Consider the following 18,459-nt stretch of genomic DNA (forward strand, 5'->3'; position numbering starts at 1 on the left):
CCTTCTACACCCCTAAACGCTTTTGGGAGTTGCAATCCCAAAGGCCCTAGCTGTAAAAGATGTAGGAAAGCTGTTGGCTTTCCTTCAAAACACTCCGCAGTCCGGCACTCAATCCACAATAATATTAAAATTTGGTAAATGGAAATAGAATAGATAAACTATTATATTTGTAATTTGATATTGAGTGCGGGACCACTTCCCATCTCCCACCTCTCATATCTCATTAAATCGAGCACTCATGTTTGAGTGCTTGGTAATTTAAGCTTAATATTCTTTTCTAATCTTAAAGAGGGAGGCCTAAGGACACGTTTCGTAATGTTTCCTAACGGCCTCCCTCTTTAAAATCTCCCTCCCCCTTACCCTTCCAACGATTTAGGGGCTTACGCAGCCCCTAAACACCCCGCGGGATAATAGGTAGGAAAGCTGTTGGCTTTCCTATAACCTTTTAATCCTTAGTATTGTAATGTTATTCGAAATTTGATAAATTTCGATTTAAGTTTTATATTCTTTTTCAAAATAAAGGGAAGGGACTTGGGAACCAGTAGGTTTGAGTTCGCCTACCGGCGAGGTTTATAGTCAAAGTTAAAAACTTTGAGAAATTATTCTTATAGAATCATTTTCTTTTCTAAACCTAGGAGGGGACTAAGGAACGTTTCGTATGTTCCTATCGTCCCCTCCTAGAACCTCCCCTTCTTAGCCTCCAACGATTTAGGGGCTAACGCCGCCCCTAAACACCCCGCGGGATAATAGGTAGGAAAGCTGTTGGCTTTCCTATAACCTTTTAATCCTTAGTATTGTAATGTTATTCGAAATTTGATAAATTTCGATTTAAGTTTTATATTTTTTTCTAATTCTAGGGAGGAGATTAAGGGGGTTGCGACTCCCCCTCACATCCCCTCCCTAAAACCCACCCCTTCTACACCCCTAAACGCTTTTGGGAGTTGCAATCCCAAAGGCCCTAGCTGTAAAAGACGTAGGAAAGCTGTTGGCTTTCCTTCAAAACTCCGTAGTCGGGCACTCAATCCACAATAATATTAAAATTTGGTATATGGAAATAGAATAGGTAAACTATTATATTTGTAATTTGATATTGAGTGCGGGACCACCTCTTGCGCTAGCAATCGAGCACTCATGTTTGAGTGCTTGATCATATCTCATTAACTGAGTGCTTGATCATATCTCATTAAATCGAGCACTCATGTTTGAGTGCTTGATCAATCTGTCATTAGATAAAAATCTCAAAAAACTTATCTCATTCCAAAAATAGGAAAATTCATAATCTTGTAAACCTGAAAATCGCAAACTTACTACCGCTCAAACAGTGCGATTTTCGGACGGTTTACTTCGATTTGAATTTTTAACTATTTTTTACATAGGCTAAGTTTTTCTTGAGATTTTATAACTATAATTTCATTATCTTGATTTTACATAGAGAAAAAGAAAAGGTTTGCAATTCGTTAAATATATGTTATGATATATATATCAAGCACCGGTTTAATATCTGATATTAGAGTTGTGTGTTAGATTGTTCTTTTACCATTTTTTTATATGAATTAAATTTTTGTATGGTAATTAGAACACTGGTATCTCATGATATCCAAGAATTTTTTTATTTGCCTCCACATGAAGAATCGAGTACCTAAAGTTTTGGGTACTCGATTTTCCTTTTATCTGAATATTTTCTTTAAAAGTTTTTCTTTTCTGTCCTCTTCAACTTTGTCTTCTTCCTGCCTTTTTGTCGATTCTTCCTCCACTTTTTCTATTACTTCTTTTGGAAGATTCTTCTCTCCAAAGGGATATACCACTGTATTTTCCTTTTCTATATGCATTCTTAGCAGGTTTACATAGGACATTGTATAGGATATTATCTGTAATTTATCTGTAATATCCCCTTGAGTTCTAAAGGTCTCTAGATGCTTTTCTAGTTCTGTAATATAATGTCGTCCCATTTGGTGTTCCACCAACATACCACTATTTATCAGTTTTTGCGCCGGTACTCCAAGGGTTTCTGACATATGTTTAAAGAGGATGTCCTCTTCTTTCATATGGTGAACTCTATCAGCGAAATCCCTTATAAACTCAATTGAGTTTTCAAAAAATTCATAATCTATCTCTGAGCCTTCCAGTATTTTAACACATTCTTCTTCAAGTCTTTCAAGTAGACGTGAAATTTCCTCATGTTCTAAAACCAGAACCTCTATGCTTTTCATTCCCATGTTACTTAGCCGCTTCTACTGCTTTGTTCAATTCTTCAACTAAAGCATCTGCGTCAATTCCATGAACCATTGCCGCTTCTGCAATTGTCTCTGCTTGAGATGCAGGACAACCTAGGCAGTGCATACCGATTCCCATTAGAACAGGTGCAGTTTCTGGAAATTGAGCAACAAGTTGACCAATTAACATATCTTTATCGATTACCTTATCCATTTCGTGCCTCCTTTACCAGTCATTCACTAGTTATTATATCATCAAATTCCAATATATTAAATTAAAGTAGCAATATCTTCTTCCACTGTGGAAATTGGTGCCAATTCAAATTTGTCCACAAGCACTTTAGCAACATTTTCTGATAAAAATGCTGGAAGGGTAGGTCCTAGATGAATATTTTTAATTCCCAATGACAATAGTGCCAATAGTACGATTACAGCCTTTTGTTCATACCATGCTATATTGTATACAATTGGGAGTTCATTTATATCATCTAATCCAAAAGCTTCCTTTAATTTAAGAGCAATTACCGCCAAGGAATAGGAGTCATTGCATTGTCCAGCGTCCAAAACCCTTGGGATGCCGTCAATGTCTCCCAAATCCAATTTGTTATACCTATACTTTGCACAACCTGCAGTAAGGATTACAGTATCCTCGGGTAAAGCCTTGGCAAAGTCTGTATAGTAATTTCTACCCTTTTGTCTACCATCGCAACCACCCATTACGACAAATTTCTTGATTTTCCCCGATTTAATTGCATCAACTATCTTGTCTTGAAGAGAAAGCACTTGATTGTGGGCAAATCCTCCAATGATTTCCCCCTTTTCAATCTCTACAGGTGGCTTACAACTCTTTGCATGTTCAATGATCTCACTGAAGTCCTTTTCTTCTCCAATTTCGCCTTCAATATGCTTGCACCCAGAAAATCCTGAAGCACCTGTAGTGTAAATCCTGTCCCTATATTCATCAAGAGGTGGAACTATACAATTTGTAGTAAATAGTACTGGCCCATTAAAAGACTTAAATTCCTCTCTTTGATTCCACCAAGATGAACCGTAGTTTCCAATAAAATGACTATATTTTTTAAACTTAGGATAGTAGTTTGCCGGTAGCATCTCACTATGAGTATAGACGTCAACTCCTGTACCCTCAGTCTGTTTTAAAAGCATTTCCAAATCCTTTAAATCGTGACCAGAAATCAAGATACCAGGATTTTTTCCAACACCGATATTCACCTTGCTAATTTCTGGATTTCCATAATGAGAAGTATTTGCCTCATCCAGTAAAGCCATTGCCTTAACACCATATTCCCCAGTTTCTAAAACTAGTGAAATAAGCTCATCAATTGTTAAATTTGTTAAAGTGTCTCCCAATGCCCTTTGAATAAAGGCGTCGATCTCATCATCAATCTTTCCAAGAACTTCTGCATGTTTAACATAGGCGCATAGACCCTTTAGGCCATAAATTGTAAGCTCTCGTAAAGACCTTTCATCCTCATCAATAGTACTTAATACACCTACTTGCCTTGCTTGTTGTTCCCAGTTCTCCCTATTCAAATCATTGTATAGGCAGGCCTTTGGAAGATTAAGCTGATCTTTTAAAAGTTCCCTAAGCTCTTGAGTTTTTTCAATCGTCAACTCAATTCTTCTATCAATTGCTTTTTCATCAAAGTTAGCATTTGTAATAGTAGTAAATAGATTGTGACTAACTAGACTATTAATATCTTGAGCTATACTTATTCCCTGTTTTCTAAGTTTAGTAACAACATAGCCAAGCCCCTTAGTCACCCAAATAAGTAAATCCTGTTTATTGGCAACTTCTGGTCTTTTTCCACACATACCAGACTTCATGCAGCCAATATTATTATTTGCCTCCTGACATTGGTAACAAAACATATTTTCCATTTCTTTGCCTCCTTTTAAGATACTTCTATTTTAGTATCTAGACATCAGAAGTTCTGTAACAATTGTTACATTATAGAAATTTTTTTAACTTATCACGGTGTATAAGGATTTTACTTCCTTTTATTTCAATGAGGTCCTCTCTTTGCATCTTCATGATTTCACGAGAAATAGAAGGCCGGGTTGCCCCTAAAAAGTCTGCCAATTCCTCACGATTAAATTCCAAATCCACATTTTTATCAAATGCTCTCATCAAGAAGAATCTTGACAACTTCTCCCTAAGAGTCTTTGCAGACTGGACCAATAGCTTTTGATTTAGATAAAAGGCCTTTTGGGATAGAATAAGTAACATATTATTTATGACCTTGGAGTTATGAAACTCTTCATTTTCCATTAAAAAAGCATTTTTGGGAATCTTACAAATCCTTGTCTCAACATCAGCAACACAGCTATAGTCATAGGCCCTTGGAGACAAGTAAAGGTAAACCTCCCCAAAAACCGTTCCAGGTTTTGTAAAACGGTTCACAATAGAACGCTGACCGTTAAGAGAAATATTTTCAACCACAACAGAACCCCTATCTAGAATAAATAAAAATTCAGGAACTTCACCTTGAGAAAAAACCACTTCTCCCTTTTTATAAACCGACCAAAGTCCACCACTTTTTAAAATAAATTCATCAATCTCTTCATTGGACAACCCAAGAAAAAGATCTGACCTTGTTGCCATAGCACCACCTCACAGATATAGTTATGTAAGTAGTATACCCACTTGAATAGAAGTGGGAAGTGAGAAGTTAGAAGTGAGAGAAAAAACAACCTTTTTTAATCGGGCACTCAGCTCCATATAACTCTTTTTATTTTGCAGTAGAACAGACAAAGAATAGAAATAACTAACCACTATTTTTTACTGAGTGCGGGAATCCTCCAACGATTTAGGGGCTTACGCAGCCCCTAAATACCCCGCGGGATAATAGGTAGGAAAGCTGTTGGCTTTCCTATAACCTTTTATATTTGTATTTGGAATTTTGCAAAGCAACCGAGCACTCATGTTTGTGTGCTTGGTAATTTAAGCTTAATATTCTTTTCTAATCTTAAAGAGGGAGGCATAATGGAGCTTGTTTTTTGCCTACCTGGCGAGGGGTTGGCGAAATTTGATAAATTTCGATAAATTCAATTTAAAAGTTTTATGTTCTTTTCAAAATAAAGGGAAGGGACTTGGGAACCTATTTGATGGTTCCCTTTCCCTTCCCTTTAAATCCCAACCCTTTGCCCCTCCATAAATTCAGGGACTAGCCGTCCCTGAACACCCTGCTAAAAAAGCAGTAGGAAAGCTGTCTGCTTTCCTTCAGACAGTTTATTTCCTAATATACTTTGTTTTGTACTTAATTATATTTAATTCAAAAAAATAAAGGCAAGTTTAATTGCCTTTGTTTAATATCTTTATTTATCTAGTTTTTACAGTACTTCCCATTAGCTTAACTTTTCTTTTTCCTACAATATATGCATACACAAAACCACCGATAGCCATAATTAACCTTGAACGTCCATTTGGAAGTTTTATCAGTGGTATAACCATTACCCAAATGGTAAAAAGCATATCCCAATAGACTAATTTTGTCTTATACTTGGTAAATAATTTGTTGTTTTTGATTGATAATAAAATTAAGGGAACAACAAAAAGCAGAATCCAATATGCTTTCATAGAATCTTCTCTATTTAAGTTGCTATAAAAACCCACACTTGCTGATATCATAAGGACATATAGAGAAATATTTAGCTTGTTGATTATTTTCATACTTTGACCCCTTATTAAATGGAATTTTTTGTAGATTTGAATTTTCTTTTATTTTTGTTGTTTTGAAATATCTATTATTTTTATGATTATGGTTAATATTCTATTAGATGAGTCCTTTTTTCTTCCAAAACACTCTTCTATCTTATGTAAACTTAGTTTTAATTAAATACATATTACCTAACTTTACTAATGTTTAAATTCTAGAATGATATTTTATTTGCAATCTTAAATCCATATTTATTTTTACAATACTACATCAAAATTTTTTTGTCAACTTTACTAATTAAGTTGATTTTGAGATTACCATTATGTACAATCATACTTTTCACAAAACCACCAGCGTTCTATGATTGTCTAAATTAATATTTATTTATGTTTTTAAATAAATATGGATTACTTTGAAACGGTTCCATTTTAGGGTATAATACAAATTGAGGGGTAAACCTCAAATATTTTACAAGGAGATTTGAAAAATGATAGAAGTTACTAAAAGCGCACCTCTTTTTGAGGCGCCTGCATATATTGATGGCGATGTAAAGAAGTTTAATTTGGAGGACTATAGGGGAAAATGGACTGTATTAGTTTTCTACCCTGGAGACTTCACTTTCGTCTGAGCATCTGAAGTGGCAGCAGTTGCTGCTATGAGTCCGGTATTTGAGAAGCTTGAAACTCAAGTTGCCGTAATTTCTGTTGATTCACCATATGTTCACAAGGCTTGGTCAGACCAAGAGCTTCTTCCAATGTTAGATGGAAAGAAAATTCCTTTTGCTATGGTTTCAGACCAAAACGGTGAAATTTCTAAAGCCTATGGCGTATATAGTGAGGATGCTTCTGTATCCATGAGGGGAAGATTTATCATTGACCCAGAAGGAAATGTTCAGTCCTATGAAGTTATAGCACCGGCAGTTGGAAGAAATTTCAAAGAGACAATCAGAACATTACAAGCTTTAAAACACGTTCATGAAAATAGTTGCGATGCAACACCAGCTGGTTGGGAGCCAGGAAAGGCTGTACTAAAGCCAAGTATTGAACTTTCAGGTAATGTTCATAAAGAATACAATCCAAACAAATACTAAAACATTAAAGCACTCGAATCTGAGTGCTTTTCTTATGCTTATATCTTCATATTTCTTAGTTTTCTGTGTTTTTAAACTTTATTGTGTTGAATAAAAACCTTTCTTTTCCTACTTTAGAGTAAAATGTGGCTGCTACTATTATTAAAGCAACTAGTATTATTTGAGCCATTAAGACAAATTCTATGCTTCTATCTGTATTAACATATGGAAATATCAACTCTTTTAAATAATTCCTACCGACTAAATCCAGAACAAATATTACAAAACAATATATAAACCCCGGAAAAAAACTTCTATTGTAAAAGTAACCTAACTTGGTTATAAATCCTGTTAAAAAATAAAGTAAAAGGGTTCCTGTAATGAATAATATCGTAGTCAATTCTATATTATCTATCGTCATATTATTTTGTAAACTAAAAAATGATTCCTTTACATTCCAATTGATTAATTTAAAAGACTCCCCATGTAATTTTATGGACAAAGTTATAAAAATCACTGAAATGACAAGATAGACAATATTTTTTATTATTAGATTTTTCATTTCCCTATAAAAGATATCCTTAAAATTCCTATGCCTTATTATCATACTTTCAAGATAGATTTCTCTTCTCTCCAAAATTTCATTTAAGAATATGGGTAATAGCAGGAGAAAAGTCGAAAATATGTTATTGTTTAATATTTCATTTATTAAATCTAAAGCCGAAGGTTTAACTCCTGGTGGCAAAATATTTAAAATATTATTTGAGTATATTGTCATACCAATTGCAAATCCTATTATAAAAAGCATCATGCAGGATATTATAAAATACTTTAATTTGAATTTAAACTCCAAGACTGTGGCTCCTCTTCTCTTCTAAGAACGTATAGACTATGAAAGAAACTATTCCCATAGTAACTATTTCGAAGAATGCTAATGTTAAGTTTATCTGACCATTTCCAGTATTTATATTAATAGGTAGATAGATTAAATCATTCCTCAATAGTTTTTGCACTACTCCCAGTGACTGTATGATTAAAAAGGGAGTCAGTATTGCTATAAATCTATTTTCTGAAAATGACGAGCTCAAAAGGCCATAGGTAGAAATAACCCCAATGTAAACACTTATAATAATGGCAAATAACAAAAAATGTAATATGGGATGGTTTGTAAATAAATCAAGAAGAAATTGGGAACTGTCTTGTCCATAACTATTTCCCATACCGTCAACTATTGGTGAAAGCAAGGGTAAAATTGTCATGTTTAGGAGAAAATTAAATAGAATTACCGATAAACAAGTAATAAAACCTGAAAAAAACACAGCAATCCACTTGAATATATAATAATTTTTCCTGCTGGTACGACTTAAAATATTTTTATTAAATCCCGTATTTTTATCTATTACATAAGAATCTGCATAGGGCAATGCACCCAAAATAATAATTCCATAAAAGAACAAGGTAATAGGAAGTTCAAGTGGAGCACTAATGATATTATGAGTAAATAACCCTTGTGGTGTTTCCATGTTATACTTTTCATATTGAACGCCAAATTCGTATATATCGGTTAATCCTATGTTGGTAACATAATTATATATAGCAATAGAAAAACCCAATAGTAGAGCAATTAAAAATTTTCTATTATAAAAAGCTCTTTTTAATTCTATTTTAAAATCCTTCATACTATCTCCTTAAAAACAATCGCTGATACCTAGGATATTGAGATATAACTATATAATAATTTTCAAGTTCATCGGTTTTTAACTCTTCACTTTTGTTATATCCTGTAAAAAAAGGTAAAGTTAGTTTTGCTTTACTATTTGGAACCATTCTTTGTTTGCTAAATTTGTCAAGTTCCTCTTTCTCATTATAAGTTCTAACTATCTCATAAGGAACCCCATTTATATATCCTTTATTATTCCTTATAGAAAGGATCATTGGAGTAAAACCAATCTCCCTATTAGATTTATTCTCAAATTCAAAGTCAATTAACAAAACTTTATTTAATCCTTGTTGGTCCTCAGCATCAGACGAAAAATCTTCAAATCTCATATCAGTCGCAATAATGCTAATATTCTCATTTTGACCAAAAGTAAATTTATCACCTATCTTATAATTTTCTCGAATATAATCTGGGTATTTTTTATTTATTTTATAAGCTCCAACACCAACATAAACTAAAAATAGAAATAGAGAAAAGGGAATGATTAGTTTAATACGTCTAACTTTCAATTACTAACCCTCCCAAGTTCCATCTGTATAATCTCATCGCTTATCTCTTCCAAATCCTCCCTGTCATGGGAAGCTACAATAATAATCCTATTTTCATCTTTTAAATCTAATATCATTTCTTTCAGTTTTCTAACAGAGGACTCGTCAAGCCCATTGGTTGGTTCGTCTAAAATGATAACTTCTGACTTTTCTAGGATCGCCATTAAAATACCAATTTTTTGTTTCATTCCCAAGGAATACTTTCTTACCTTTAAATTAGAGTTAGGGTCTAAATCAAAATCAGATAAAGCTTTTCTTATTTCACCGTCAGAAACGATATTCTTTATGCTCATTACCATTTTAATATTTTCAAATCCCGTAAGCTCGTTTAAAAGTCCAGGATGTTCTATGAGAATTCCTATACTTCTAGGAAAATCTCTATCCTTTCCAATTACATCTCCAAAAACCTCTATTTGCCCATGAGTTAAAGATAGCAATCCTGAAATCGCTCGCATAAGCATAGTCTTTCCAGACCCATTTTTCCCTTGAATACCATAAATTTTCCCAGGATAAAAATTTAGGTTAATGTTGTCAAGGACAGTATTTCCACCAAATCTCTTTGTCACTTTTTCTATCTTTATCATCTAAATACTCCTATATAGTCTTTTCTTTTTTCCTTTAAGTAAAATATAAAAAACGCTCCTAAAATTAAAACAAGTAAAACTAGCACATAAAAATACCAATCCATAGATACTAGATATCTTCTCACCATCATTCCATTTATTAATAAGGTAGGGATTCCTGTAAATATTCCTATTATCATAATTAGGTTTACAATTAAAAAGCTAATCCTATTATCAACAAAGTAAGCTAAAATTTGTTCGATTGCAGAAAATATTAAAATTCCAAAAAAATCCCTAATAACCGTTACATATAAAACCTGTTCATCATATAATTGCAAAGGGAAATATTCCTCACTAAAATACACAAGTCCCTCAATCCCAGGTATAAACCTTCCTACAGTTTCTTTAAAAAAGAAAATAAAGATCAAGAAAAGAATCAATGAAAATGCCCCTTTAAATAATAAGAAAATAAATTTCATAATTTGAAATTTCAGTTTACCTTTTTCAAGTAAAAGTTTTGTTTCCAGGACATCAAGTTGATCCGTACAATCTCTACCGACAATAAATAGAATGTAGGAATGTAGCAAAAACCATAAATATGGCAACTCAAAAATTTGGGAACCTTCGGGCTCAAACAAGTCCATTCCCTCATAAAAATAAAAGTAGTAATCCTTTAATTTTCCTCCAGCTATAGAAGAAAATTTAAGGACTACAGCAAGCGCAATAATTATAATGGGCATAATTATCTTTCTATCTTTTTCCCATGAATTTTTTAATAAATGTATCATTATCAATCCCCTATAAGATTCGCCGTTTTTGATAATTAATTAAAGTTGAAAAAGAAATATTCTACCTGGCTAACCTCATCATCCTTAACTTTTTCCCTTAAAGGTAAAACAAATTGATAATAAAATTCATCGCCTTTTGATTCCTTTAATTCATCTTCAGAAAGCAAATACCCTATAGAATTTTTCTTTGTTTCTCCAGGTTGTAATTTAACTAAAAAAGCACTATGAACTATATCCTCCTCATTGATTTCACTTCCAAATCTAGGATACTGAGATATGTTTTTGGAATATAGATAGTTTGAATTGATGTTTTCTTCGTTGCTTCCTATATTCTCCAGAGTAAAATCCAATTTGACTATCTTATATCCTTCCTTGACTTTAGTACCATTAAAAAACTCTAAATCCTCTTTATCTGCTACCTTTAAGTCGCCCAAGTCATCAATTATTTCAGCATTGTCAAGAGTAACATTCAAAAACCTTCCGTGAATAGTATCATTAATAGAATACTTTTCCCCACTTGTGAATCCAAATATACTATCATTTTGTTTAAGTCTTAAAGTCTTACCACCAACATCTACACTATTTAAAGAAAAACCTCCTCCAGTAAAAACATAAGCCGCTACTATGACAACTGCCAAAGTTACTAAAGTTAGGAGTATAAGTCTCTTTTTGTTTAACATATTTCACCTCGATAAATTAATTAGATAGAAAGCCTTTTATTATTTAAATAGAATCAGGACTCCATTTACCTTCACAAGTTCCTATCCATCCAGAAGGTCCTTTTTCTATTTCAATATCACAATATTCTAGATAATTAAAGGCCTTTACACTTTAATTTTTAAAAGTCAAGAGTCGTTAATTTCAAATTCGAAAATGCATAAAACATCGTTTGACAATTGTTTTACTTACAATAAAAGAATAGCATATAATAAAAAAAAAAAAAAGATTAAATAGGGATTGTTGACAAATCTTAACATTTTAAAACGAATTATTAAAACAGAAGAATTTGAGTGCTAGAATTAATGAGAAGTAATCCCGCACTCAATATCAAATTACAAATATATTAGTTTTCAAGTTTTATTTCCATCTACCAAATTTTAATATTATTGTGGATTGAGTGCCCGCTACGGAGTTTTGAAGGAAAGCCGACAGCTTTCCTACATCTTTTACAGCTAGGGCCTTTGGGATTGCAACTCCCAAAAGCGTTTAGGGGTGTAGAAGGGGTGGGTTTTAGGGAGGGGATGTGAGGGGGAGTCGCAACCCCCTTAATCTCCTCCCTAGATTATTTAAAAAGAATAAAATATTTCAAATCCTAAAAACGGGGATTAAAAGGGGTTGTTAAACCCCTTTCATACTTAACCCTACTCTTCCAGTCTCCTTCTCTATGCTTATGATTTTAACATCTACTATATCTGAAACTTCAACCATATCCGATGGATGTTTTATAAATTTGTCTGACATCTGTGAAATGTGAACCAGTCCATCATTTTTTATTCCTATATCGACAAAACATCCAAAGTCCACAACATTTCTTACTGTTCCCTTTAGTACCATTCCCTCTGTTAAGTCCTCTATGGAAAGTACGTCGGAACGAAGAATCGGTTTTGGCATTTCATCCCTTGGATCTCTTCCTGGTTTTTTCAATTCTTTTATTATGTCCACTAGGGTAGGCACTCCTATGTCAAGTTCCACTGAAACCCTTGACACTTGTACTTTTTTAAGGTCTCTATTAAGTAATTCCTGTGCAATAGAGTAGCTTTCTGGGTGCACCGCTGTATTGTCCAAGACATTTTTTGAGTCTGGTATTCTTAAAAATCCTGCACATTGGGTAAATGCCTTTGGTCCAAGTCCCTTTACATTGTTTAATTCTTCTCTATTTTTAAAAGGACCATTTTGTTCTTTATATTCTACAATGTTTTTTGCAACGGATTTACTAATTCCAGATACATAGTTAAGTAACGATGCCGATGCAGTATTTACATTGACTCCAACAGAGTTTACACAGTCCTCCACCACGTTGGACAGGGTTTCTTTAAGCTCCTTTTGATTTACATCATGTTGATACTGTCCTACTCCCAAATGTTCTGGGTCTATTTTAACAAGTTCCGCCAAAGGATCCTGAATTCTCCTAGCTATAGAAACCGCTCCCCTTATAGTAACGTCAAGTTCTGGAAACTCGTCTTGACCAAGCTTGGAAGCAGAGTAGATGGATGCTCCAGCCTCGTTTACAATGGTGTAAAAGAGGTCTTTTTTCTTTAACTCTTCAATGAGTTCAGAGACCAAATTTTCAGTTTCTCTAGAAGCAGTTCCATTTCCAATGGATATTAGATTTACTTGATATTTTTCAATTAAATCTTTAAGCACCTTCTTGGATCCCACAATATCCTCCTTTGGTTTAGTAGGATAGATGGTCTTGTAGTCAAGAAGTTTTCCATGGCTTGAAATCACCGCCACTTTACAACCAGTTCTGTACCCTGGGTCAATCCCCAATACTACACAATCCTTTATAGGAGGTTGCATAAGATAGGGTTTTAGATTTTTCCCAAACACTTTGATTGACTCTTTGTCTGCCCTTTCTTTTAATTCATTTTTTACTTCGGTTTCTATAGATGGTAATAAAAGCCTTTTATAACCGTCAACTACCGCCTCTTGTACATAGTGATAGTAGGATTTTTCTTGTAAATAGTCGAATTTTTCCAGTATTTTTTGGATATTTTCCACATCATTTAAATCGAATTTAAGTTTTAAAACCCCTTCTTTTTCCCCACGAAACATAGCCAGTATCCTATGTGGTTTTAAGTGTTTCAACCTTTCAAGAAAATCGTAGTACATCTCATAGGTCTTTGATGGGTCTTCACCGGATTTTGAACATATGATTCCACCGTTTTCCTTTGCAGACTGCCTTAGAATATCTCTAAATTCAATTGTCTCTGATACCTTTTCTGCAATTATATCCATTGCCCCTTTAATTGCGTCCTGTGAATCATTTACATCCTTTTCTTCATTTATAAGGCTATTTGCCAATTGTTCAAAACCTTCACTGGTACTATTAGCTTCAAGCATCAAATCACAAAGAGGCTCAAGTCCCCTTTCCCTTGCTTGAGTTGCCCTAGTACGTTTCTTTTGCTTGTAGGGTAAGTAGAGGTCTTCGACTTCTTTTAGCTGCTCTGCCTTTTCTATTTCTTCTTTAAGCTCTGGGCTTAACTTTCCCTGCTCCTCAATCAGCCTAAGCACGTCTGACTTTCTCTGTTCTAAAGATCTCAAATAGTTGAGAAGTTCCTCAAGGGCTCTCAAGTCCTCATCCGTAAGATTTCCAGTCACTTCCTTTCTATATCTTGAAATAAAGGGAATGGTATTTCCCTCGTCTATCAATTTTATGGTACTATTAACCTGTTTTTCCGTAATATTTAATTCCTTAGCAATTTTTAAATCTATATTCAATGTCCACCTCATAAAATAAGGCACTCCTCATCAAGCCTTGGCCAATTCCTCAAAAGTTTCGAGTCCTTGACAGGCTAGACAAAAATCGAGTGCCTGATTGATTTCCATGAGAGCATAATCTCTCTAATTCTTTTTTATAGCTTTCATCTTCAAGTATTCGTCAATAAAGTCGTCTATCTCTCCATCCATTACCGCCTGGATATTTCCAGTTTCATATTGAGTTCTATGATCCTTTACCAAGCAGTAGGGGTGAAATACATAGGACCTTATCTGAGAACCCCAGGCAATCTTATTATATTGTCCTTGAATGTCCTCAATCTTTTCTCTGTTTTCTTCCTCTTTTATTGCAATTAACCTTGCTTTAAGCATGGTCATAGCAGTTTCACGATTGGAAATTTGACTTCTTTCTGACTGGCACTGAACCGTCACTCCCGTAGGAATATGAGTAATTCTAACGGCAGAGTCCGTCGTGTTAACATGTTGTCCTCCGGCACCACTTGCCCTATAGGTGTCAATTCTCAAATCATTTGGATCTATGTCTATATCCTTGTGGTTTTCAATTTCCGGATATACATCCACCGACGCAAAGGAAGTATGTCTTTTCTTATTGGAGTCAAAGGGCGAAATCCTTACAAGTCTATGGACTCCCTTTTCAGCTTTTAAATATCCATAGGCATAGACTCCCTTTACCAAAATGGTTACAGATTTGATTCCCCCCTCAGTATCCCGGTTGTAGTCCAGTATATTGTAGGAAAAACCCCTATCCAAAATCCATCTTGTATACATTCTAAGAAGCATTTCCGTCCAGTCCTGGGCTTCCGTTCCACCTGCACCAGAGTTTATGGCAAATATGGCATTGTTCTTGTCATATTCCCCATCAAGCATAGTTTTTAACTTTAGCTTATCCAGGTTTTTTGTCAAATTTCTTAGTCTACTTTGTATTTCCTTTTCATATTCCGAAGCCTCTTCTTCCTTTACCAACTCAAATAGAGTTTCCAAGTCCTCCAAGTCCTCTTTCAGATTGTCATATTCAGAAATATTGTCCTTTAAGTCCTTTATTTCAGAAAATATCCCTTGGGCTCTTTCACTATCATCCCAAAAATTCTCCTCTAAAGTGCTCTCTTCCAATTTTTTAAGTTCTTCTCTTAACTTTGGTAAGTCAAAGTGAATCACATACTTCCTGTAAGTTGGAATTTAAGGACTTTATCTCTTCATTTATCAAATATACGTCCATGGATCACCTAGGCATTCTTTCCACAACATTTTTTGTATTTCTTACCACTTCCACAAGGGCACGGATCATTTCGTCCAATTTTTTTGCCCTTAACAACAGTAGTTTGTTCTTCGGAAGTCTTAGTTTCCTTAGCCACTTTCTTTCTTTCAATCTCTTCAACAGGTCTAACATTAAATAGCCCTTTTAAAGTATCTTCCTTAATAGAGTGGTTCATCTCTTCAAACATATCAAAGCCTTCTTCGTTGTATGCTCTAACAGGGTCCTGTTGACCATAGGATCGAAGTCCAATACCTTGACGTAGTTGGTCCATTGCATCAATATGATCCATCCACTTTCTATCAACCACCATAAGAAGGATAACCCGTTCTATCTCTCTAAACCTTTCAGAGCCCATTTCCTTTTCCTTGTCCTCATAGGCCTGTAATGCCCTTTCGGTCAAGTAATTCTTCAAATCAGTTCTCTTCCAAGATTCCATATTTGAAAAGTCCAAGTACCCTTCTGGCATAAAGGCAGACTTTAGATATAGGATAAGACCTTCCATGTCCCATGACTGAGGACTGTCTCCCCCTTGAGTAAAGTTATCTACAGCTAAAGAGATTATCTCATGAAGCATTTCAAGGATATAGTCCTTCATGTTCTCGCCTTGAAGAACCCTCTCCCTTTCTCCGTAGATGATTTTTCTTTGAACATTCATTACATCGTCATATTGTAAAACGTGCTTACGAATACCAAAGTTATTGACCTCAACCTTCTTTTGTGCCCTTTCAATAGCCTTGGTAACCGGCTTGAACTCAATTGGCTCATCCACTGGGAAGTCGCCTTTTTCAGCAAATCGTTGGATGGTCTCCCCACCGAATAGCCTCATTAGATTGTCCTCTAAAGATACATAGAACCTAGAACTACCTGGGTCTCCCTGTCTACCAGAACGACCTCTCAGCTGGTTGTCTATACGTCTAGACTCATGTCTTTCAGTACCTAAAATGTAAAGACCTCCCGCTTCAAGAACTTTCTTTTCATTTTCATCAGTCTTAGCCTTATACTTTTCATAGAGATTATGATATACATTTTTTGCAGCCTTAATCTCCTCATCGTCTGTTTCAACAAAGGAGTCTAAAGCATCTATAATATATTGGGCATAGCCCTGTTTTTTCATATCGTGTTTTGCCATAAAGTCGGCGTTTCCACCAAGGATAATATCCGTACCACGACCTGCCATATTGGTTGCAATGGTAACTTTCTCAAAAGTTCCCGCTTGAGCAACAATCTCAGCCTCCCTTTCATGATGCTTAGCATTTAGCACTTCATGGGGAATTCTCTCCTTCTTGAGTAGACTTGAGATTATCTCTGAAACCTCGATGGACGCAGTACCAACAAGAATTGGCTGTCCAGTTTCATGAACCCTCTTTACCTCTTCTACAATGGCATTGTACTTAGCCTCTGTATTTATATATACTCTGTCATGTTGGTCTTCCCTGATAACCGGCTTATTGGTTGGGATTTCCACAACGTCCATATTGTAAATTTCTGAAAACTCGTCTTCTTCCGTCTTGGCAGTACCTGTCATACCAGATAACTTATTATACATTCTAAAATAGTTTTGGAAGGTTATAGTTGCAAGGGTCTTGGATTCAGACTGAACATTTACACCCTCTTTAGCTTCGATAGCTTGGTGAAGGCCATCAGAGTATCTTCTACCCTCCATGATACGACCAGTAAATTCATCAACAATTAGAACCTCTCCGTCCTTTAAAACATAGTCGATATCATTTTTCATGGTATTGTGAGCCTTTAAAGCCTGGTTTATATGGTGTGCAGTTTCCATGTTAGAAACGTCGGATAGGTTTTCTAAACCAAAGTACTTTTCAGCTTTTGCAGTACCCTTTTCCGTTAAAGAAGCTGTCTTTTTCTTTTCGTCCACCACAAAGTCCACAGTCTCTTCCTTGATTTCCTTATCGAAGATATCCTGTTTTTCCTCATTAGGATCGATTATTCTACCAGTAAGAGTTCTAACAAATCTGTCAGCCCTAATATACATATCCGTAGATTCATCGCCCATACCAGAGATTATAAGAGGAGTTCTAGCCTCGTCAATCAAGATGGAGTCCACCTCGTCCACAATGGCAAAGTTAAGTCCCCTTTGAACTTGTTCCTTTTTATAGATAACCATATTGTCCCTTAGGTAGTCAAAACCAAATTGGTTATTGGTACCATAGGTGATGTCGCAGTTATAGTTTCTTTGTCTTTCTTCATTGTCCAGACCATGAACTATACATCCAACACTAAGGCCTAAAAACTCATGGACCTTTCCCATCCATTCCATATCACGCTTAGCAAGATAGTCATTTACTGTAACTATGTGAACACCTTCGCCGGTTAAAGCGTTTAAGTAAGCAGGTAAAGTTGCAACTAGGGTCTTACCTTCCCCTGTCTTCATCTCTGCAATTCTACCTTGGTGAAGGATGATACCACCAATTAACTGAACTCGGTACTGTTTCATGCCCAGTACCCTCCAGGAAGCCTCTCTAACGACAGCAAAAGCTTCAACTAGAAGGTCTTCCAGTGTAGCTCCTTCTTTCAATCTATTTTTAAATTCTTGTGTCTTATTCTTCAGCTCTTCATCTGATAGCTCTTGCATCTTCTTGTCAAGAGCTTCAATTTTATCAACAATTGGTTCAATCTTTTTTATCTCTTTTTTAGATCCTCTTGAAAATAAATTTTTTAAAAATTCCATAGGTCACCTCATAATTATTCACGGTTAATTTTATCATATATTGGCGTAATAACACAAATTCTATTGTTGCAATAATGCCCATTCATACAATATTTTACTAATCTTTCAAACAAGTTTTATCAATCTATAGTCTTAATCAAAAAAGACTCCACCATAACGTGAAATCTTTTAGAATCTGTCATTTCTTTTTGAATAATTGTCTAAAAGCTTCATTATTATAGCAGCAGCTATGACAATGATGGAAATCTTAAAGGCAAAATTAATAACCTTCCCCAAGAGAGAAAGCAAAAGAATTACTATAAAAATTACCAGTCCTATTCCAATTATATTTCTCATAATTATTTCACTCCTCATACCATTATATACCTAAATGGGATATTTTCATAGATTTTGAAGGTCTTTTTACAAGGATTTTAATATCGAGAGTTTGACAGTTGAATACATACCAAAACCTTTAAACGCATTGAAAAATGCG

16 protein-coding genes are annotated in these 18,459 nt (G+C 34.8%); 1 reads left to right on the forward strand and 15 read right to left on the reverse strand.

Annotation, left to right across the window (positions count from 1 at the left end):
- Positions 1 to 1,667: 1,667 nt before the first annotated feature.
- From Q1K37_RS06440 to Q1K37_RS06460, 5 genes are all read right to left on the reverse strand, one after another.
- Complete coding sequence (locus tag Q1K37_RS06440) at positions 1,668 to 2,210, reverse strand: hemerythrin domain-containing protein (RefSeq protein WP_300410629.1); 543 nt, start codon at positions 2,208 to 2,210, stop codon at positions 1,668 to 1,670.
- A 7-nt stretch (positions 2,211 to 2,217) separates the two neighbouring features.
- Positions 2,218 to 2,427, reverse strand: a complete 210-nt coding sequence (locus Q1K37_RS06445) for a DUF1858 domain-containing protein (RefSeq protein WP_300410630.1) — start codon at positions 2,425 to 2,427, stop codon at positions 2,218 to 2,220.
- A 56-nt stretch (positions 2,428 to 2,483) separates the two neighbouring features.
- On the reverse strand, positions 2,484 to 4,103 hold the full coding sequence (gene hcp, locus Q1K37_RS06450; RefSeq protein ID WP_300410655.1) for a hydroxylamine reductase: 1,620 nt from the start codon (positions 4,101 to 4,103) through the stop codon (positions 2,484 to 2,486).
- A 79-nt stretch (positions 4,104 to 4,182) separates the two neighbouring features.
- A complete protein-coding gene (locus tag Q1K37_RS06455; RefSeq protein ID WP_300410631.1) occupies positions 4,183 to 4,836 on the reverse strand; it encodes a Crp/Fnr family transcriptional regulator in 654 nt (217 codons plus the stop codon).
- 717 nt (positions 4,837 to 5,553) lie between these two features.
- Positions 5,554 to 5,904: a hypothetical protein gene (locus Q1K37_RS06460; protein ID WP_300410633.1), complete on the reverse strand. Its 351-nt coding sequence runs from the start codon at positions 5,902 to 5,904 to the stop codon at positions 5,554 to 5,556.
- A gap of 473 nt (positions 5,905 to 6,377) precedes the next feature.
- Here Q1K37_RS06460 and prxU point away from each other — a divergent pair, with 473 nt between their 5' ends.
- Positions 6,378 to 6,980, forward strand: a complete 603-nt coding sequence (gene prxU / locus Q1K37_RS06465) for a thioredoxin-dependent peroxiredoxin (protein ID WP_300410635.1) — start codon at positions 6,378 to 6,380, stop codon at positions 6,978 to 6,980.
- A 55-nt stretch (positions 6,981 to 7,035) separates the two neighbouring features.
- Here the strand turns inward: prxU and Q1K37_RS06470 are convergent, their stop codons facing one another.
- The 10 genes from Q1K37_RS06470 to Q1K37_RS06515 form a co-directional block, all read right to left on the reverse strand.
- Entirely contained in the window at positions 7,036 to 7,812 is a 777-nt protein-coding gene (locus Q1K37_RS06470) for a hypothetical protein (protein WP_300410637.1), read from the reverse strand.
- Positions 7,802 to 8,638 (reverse strand): hypothetical protein, encoded by an 837-nt coding sequence (locus Q1K37_RS06475; protein ID WP_300410639.1) that lies wholly within the window; start codon positions 8,636 to 8,638, stop codon positions 7,802 to 7,804. Before Q1K37_RS06475 ends, Q1K37_RS06470 begins: the two co-directional genes overlap by 11 nt.
- A 1-nt stretch (position 8,639) precedes the next feature.
- Positions 8,640 to 9,188 carry a hypothetical protein gene (locus tag Q1K37_RS06480; RefSeq protein WP_300410641.1) on the reverse strand — a complete coding sequence of 183 codons (549 nt, stop codon included), beginning with the start codon at positions 9,186 to 9,188 and terminating at the stop codon, positions 8,640 to 8,642.
- Entirely contained in the window at positions 9,185 to 9,811 is a 627-nt protein-coding gene (locus Q1K37_RS06485; RefSeq protein WP_300410643.1) for an ATP-binding cassette domain-containing protein, read from the reverse strand. The genes Q1K37_RS06480 and Q1K37_RS06485 overlap by 4 nt, the downstream gene beginning before the upstream one ends.
- Positions 9,808 to 10,578, reverse strand: a complete 771-nt coding sequence (locus tag Q1K37_RS06490) for a hypothetical protein (RefSeq protein WP_300410644.1) — start codon at positions 10,576 to 10,578, stop codon at positions 9,808 to 9,810. Before Q1K37_RS06490 ends, Q1K37_RS06485 begins: the two co-directional genes overlap by 4 nt.
- 35 nt (positions 10,579 to 10,613) lie before the next feature.
- Positions 10,614 to 11,258, reverse strand: a complete 645-nt coding sequence (locus Q1K37_RS06495; RefSeq protein ID WP_300410645.1) for a hypothetical protein — start codon at positions 11,256 to 11,258, stop codon at positions 10,614 to 10,616.
- 658 nt (positions 11,259 to 11,916) lie between these two features.
- Positions 11,917 to 14,019 (reverse strand): Tex family protein, encoded by a 2,103-nt coding sequence (locus Q1K37_RS06500; RefSeq protein ID WP_300410647.1) that lies wholly within the window; start codon positions 14,017 to 14,019, stop codon positions 11,917 to 11,919.
- A 123-nt stretch (positions 14,020 to 14,142) separates the two neighbouring features.
- Positions 14,143 to 15,253, reverse strand: a protein-coding gene (gene prfB, locus Q1K37_RS06505; protein WP_300410648.1) for a peptide chain release factor 2 whose coding sequence is annotated in 2 segments (ribosomal slippage) — positions 14,143 to 15,180 and positions 15,182 to 15,253 — 1,110 coding nt in all. Because the reading frame shifts where the segments join, the coding sequence is not laid out codon by codon here.
- A gap of 7 nt (positions 15,254 to 15,260) precedes the next feature.
- Positions 15,261 to 17,984: a preprotein translocase subunit SecA gene (gene secA, locus Q1K37_RS06510; RefSeq protein ID WP_300410650.1), complete on the reverse strand. Its 2,724-nt coding sequence runs from the start codon at positions 17,982 to 17,984 to the stop codon at positions 15,261 to 15,263.
- A gap of 168 nt (positions 17,985 to 18,152) precedes the next feature.
- Positions 18,153 to 18,320 carry a hypothetical protein gene (locus Q1K37_RS06515; protein ID WP_300410651.1) on the reverse strand — a complete coding sequence of 56 codons (168 nt, stop codon included), beginning with the start codon at positions 18,318 to 18,320 and terminating at the stop codon, positions 18,153 to 18,155.
- Positions 18,321 to 18,459: the final 139 nt, after the last annotated feature.

This window comes from Lagierella sp., assembly GCF_029983815.1.
Taxonomy (GTDB): domain Bacteria; phylum Bacillota; class Clostridia; order Tissierellales; family Peptoniphilaceae; genus Mediannikoviicoccus.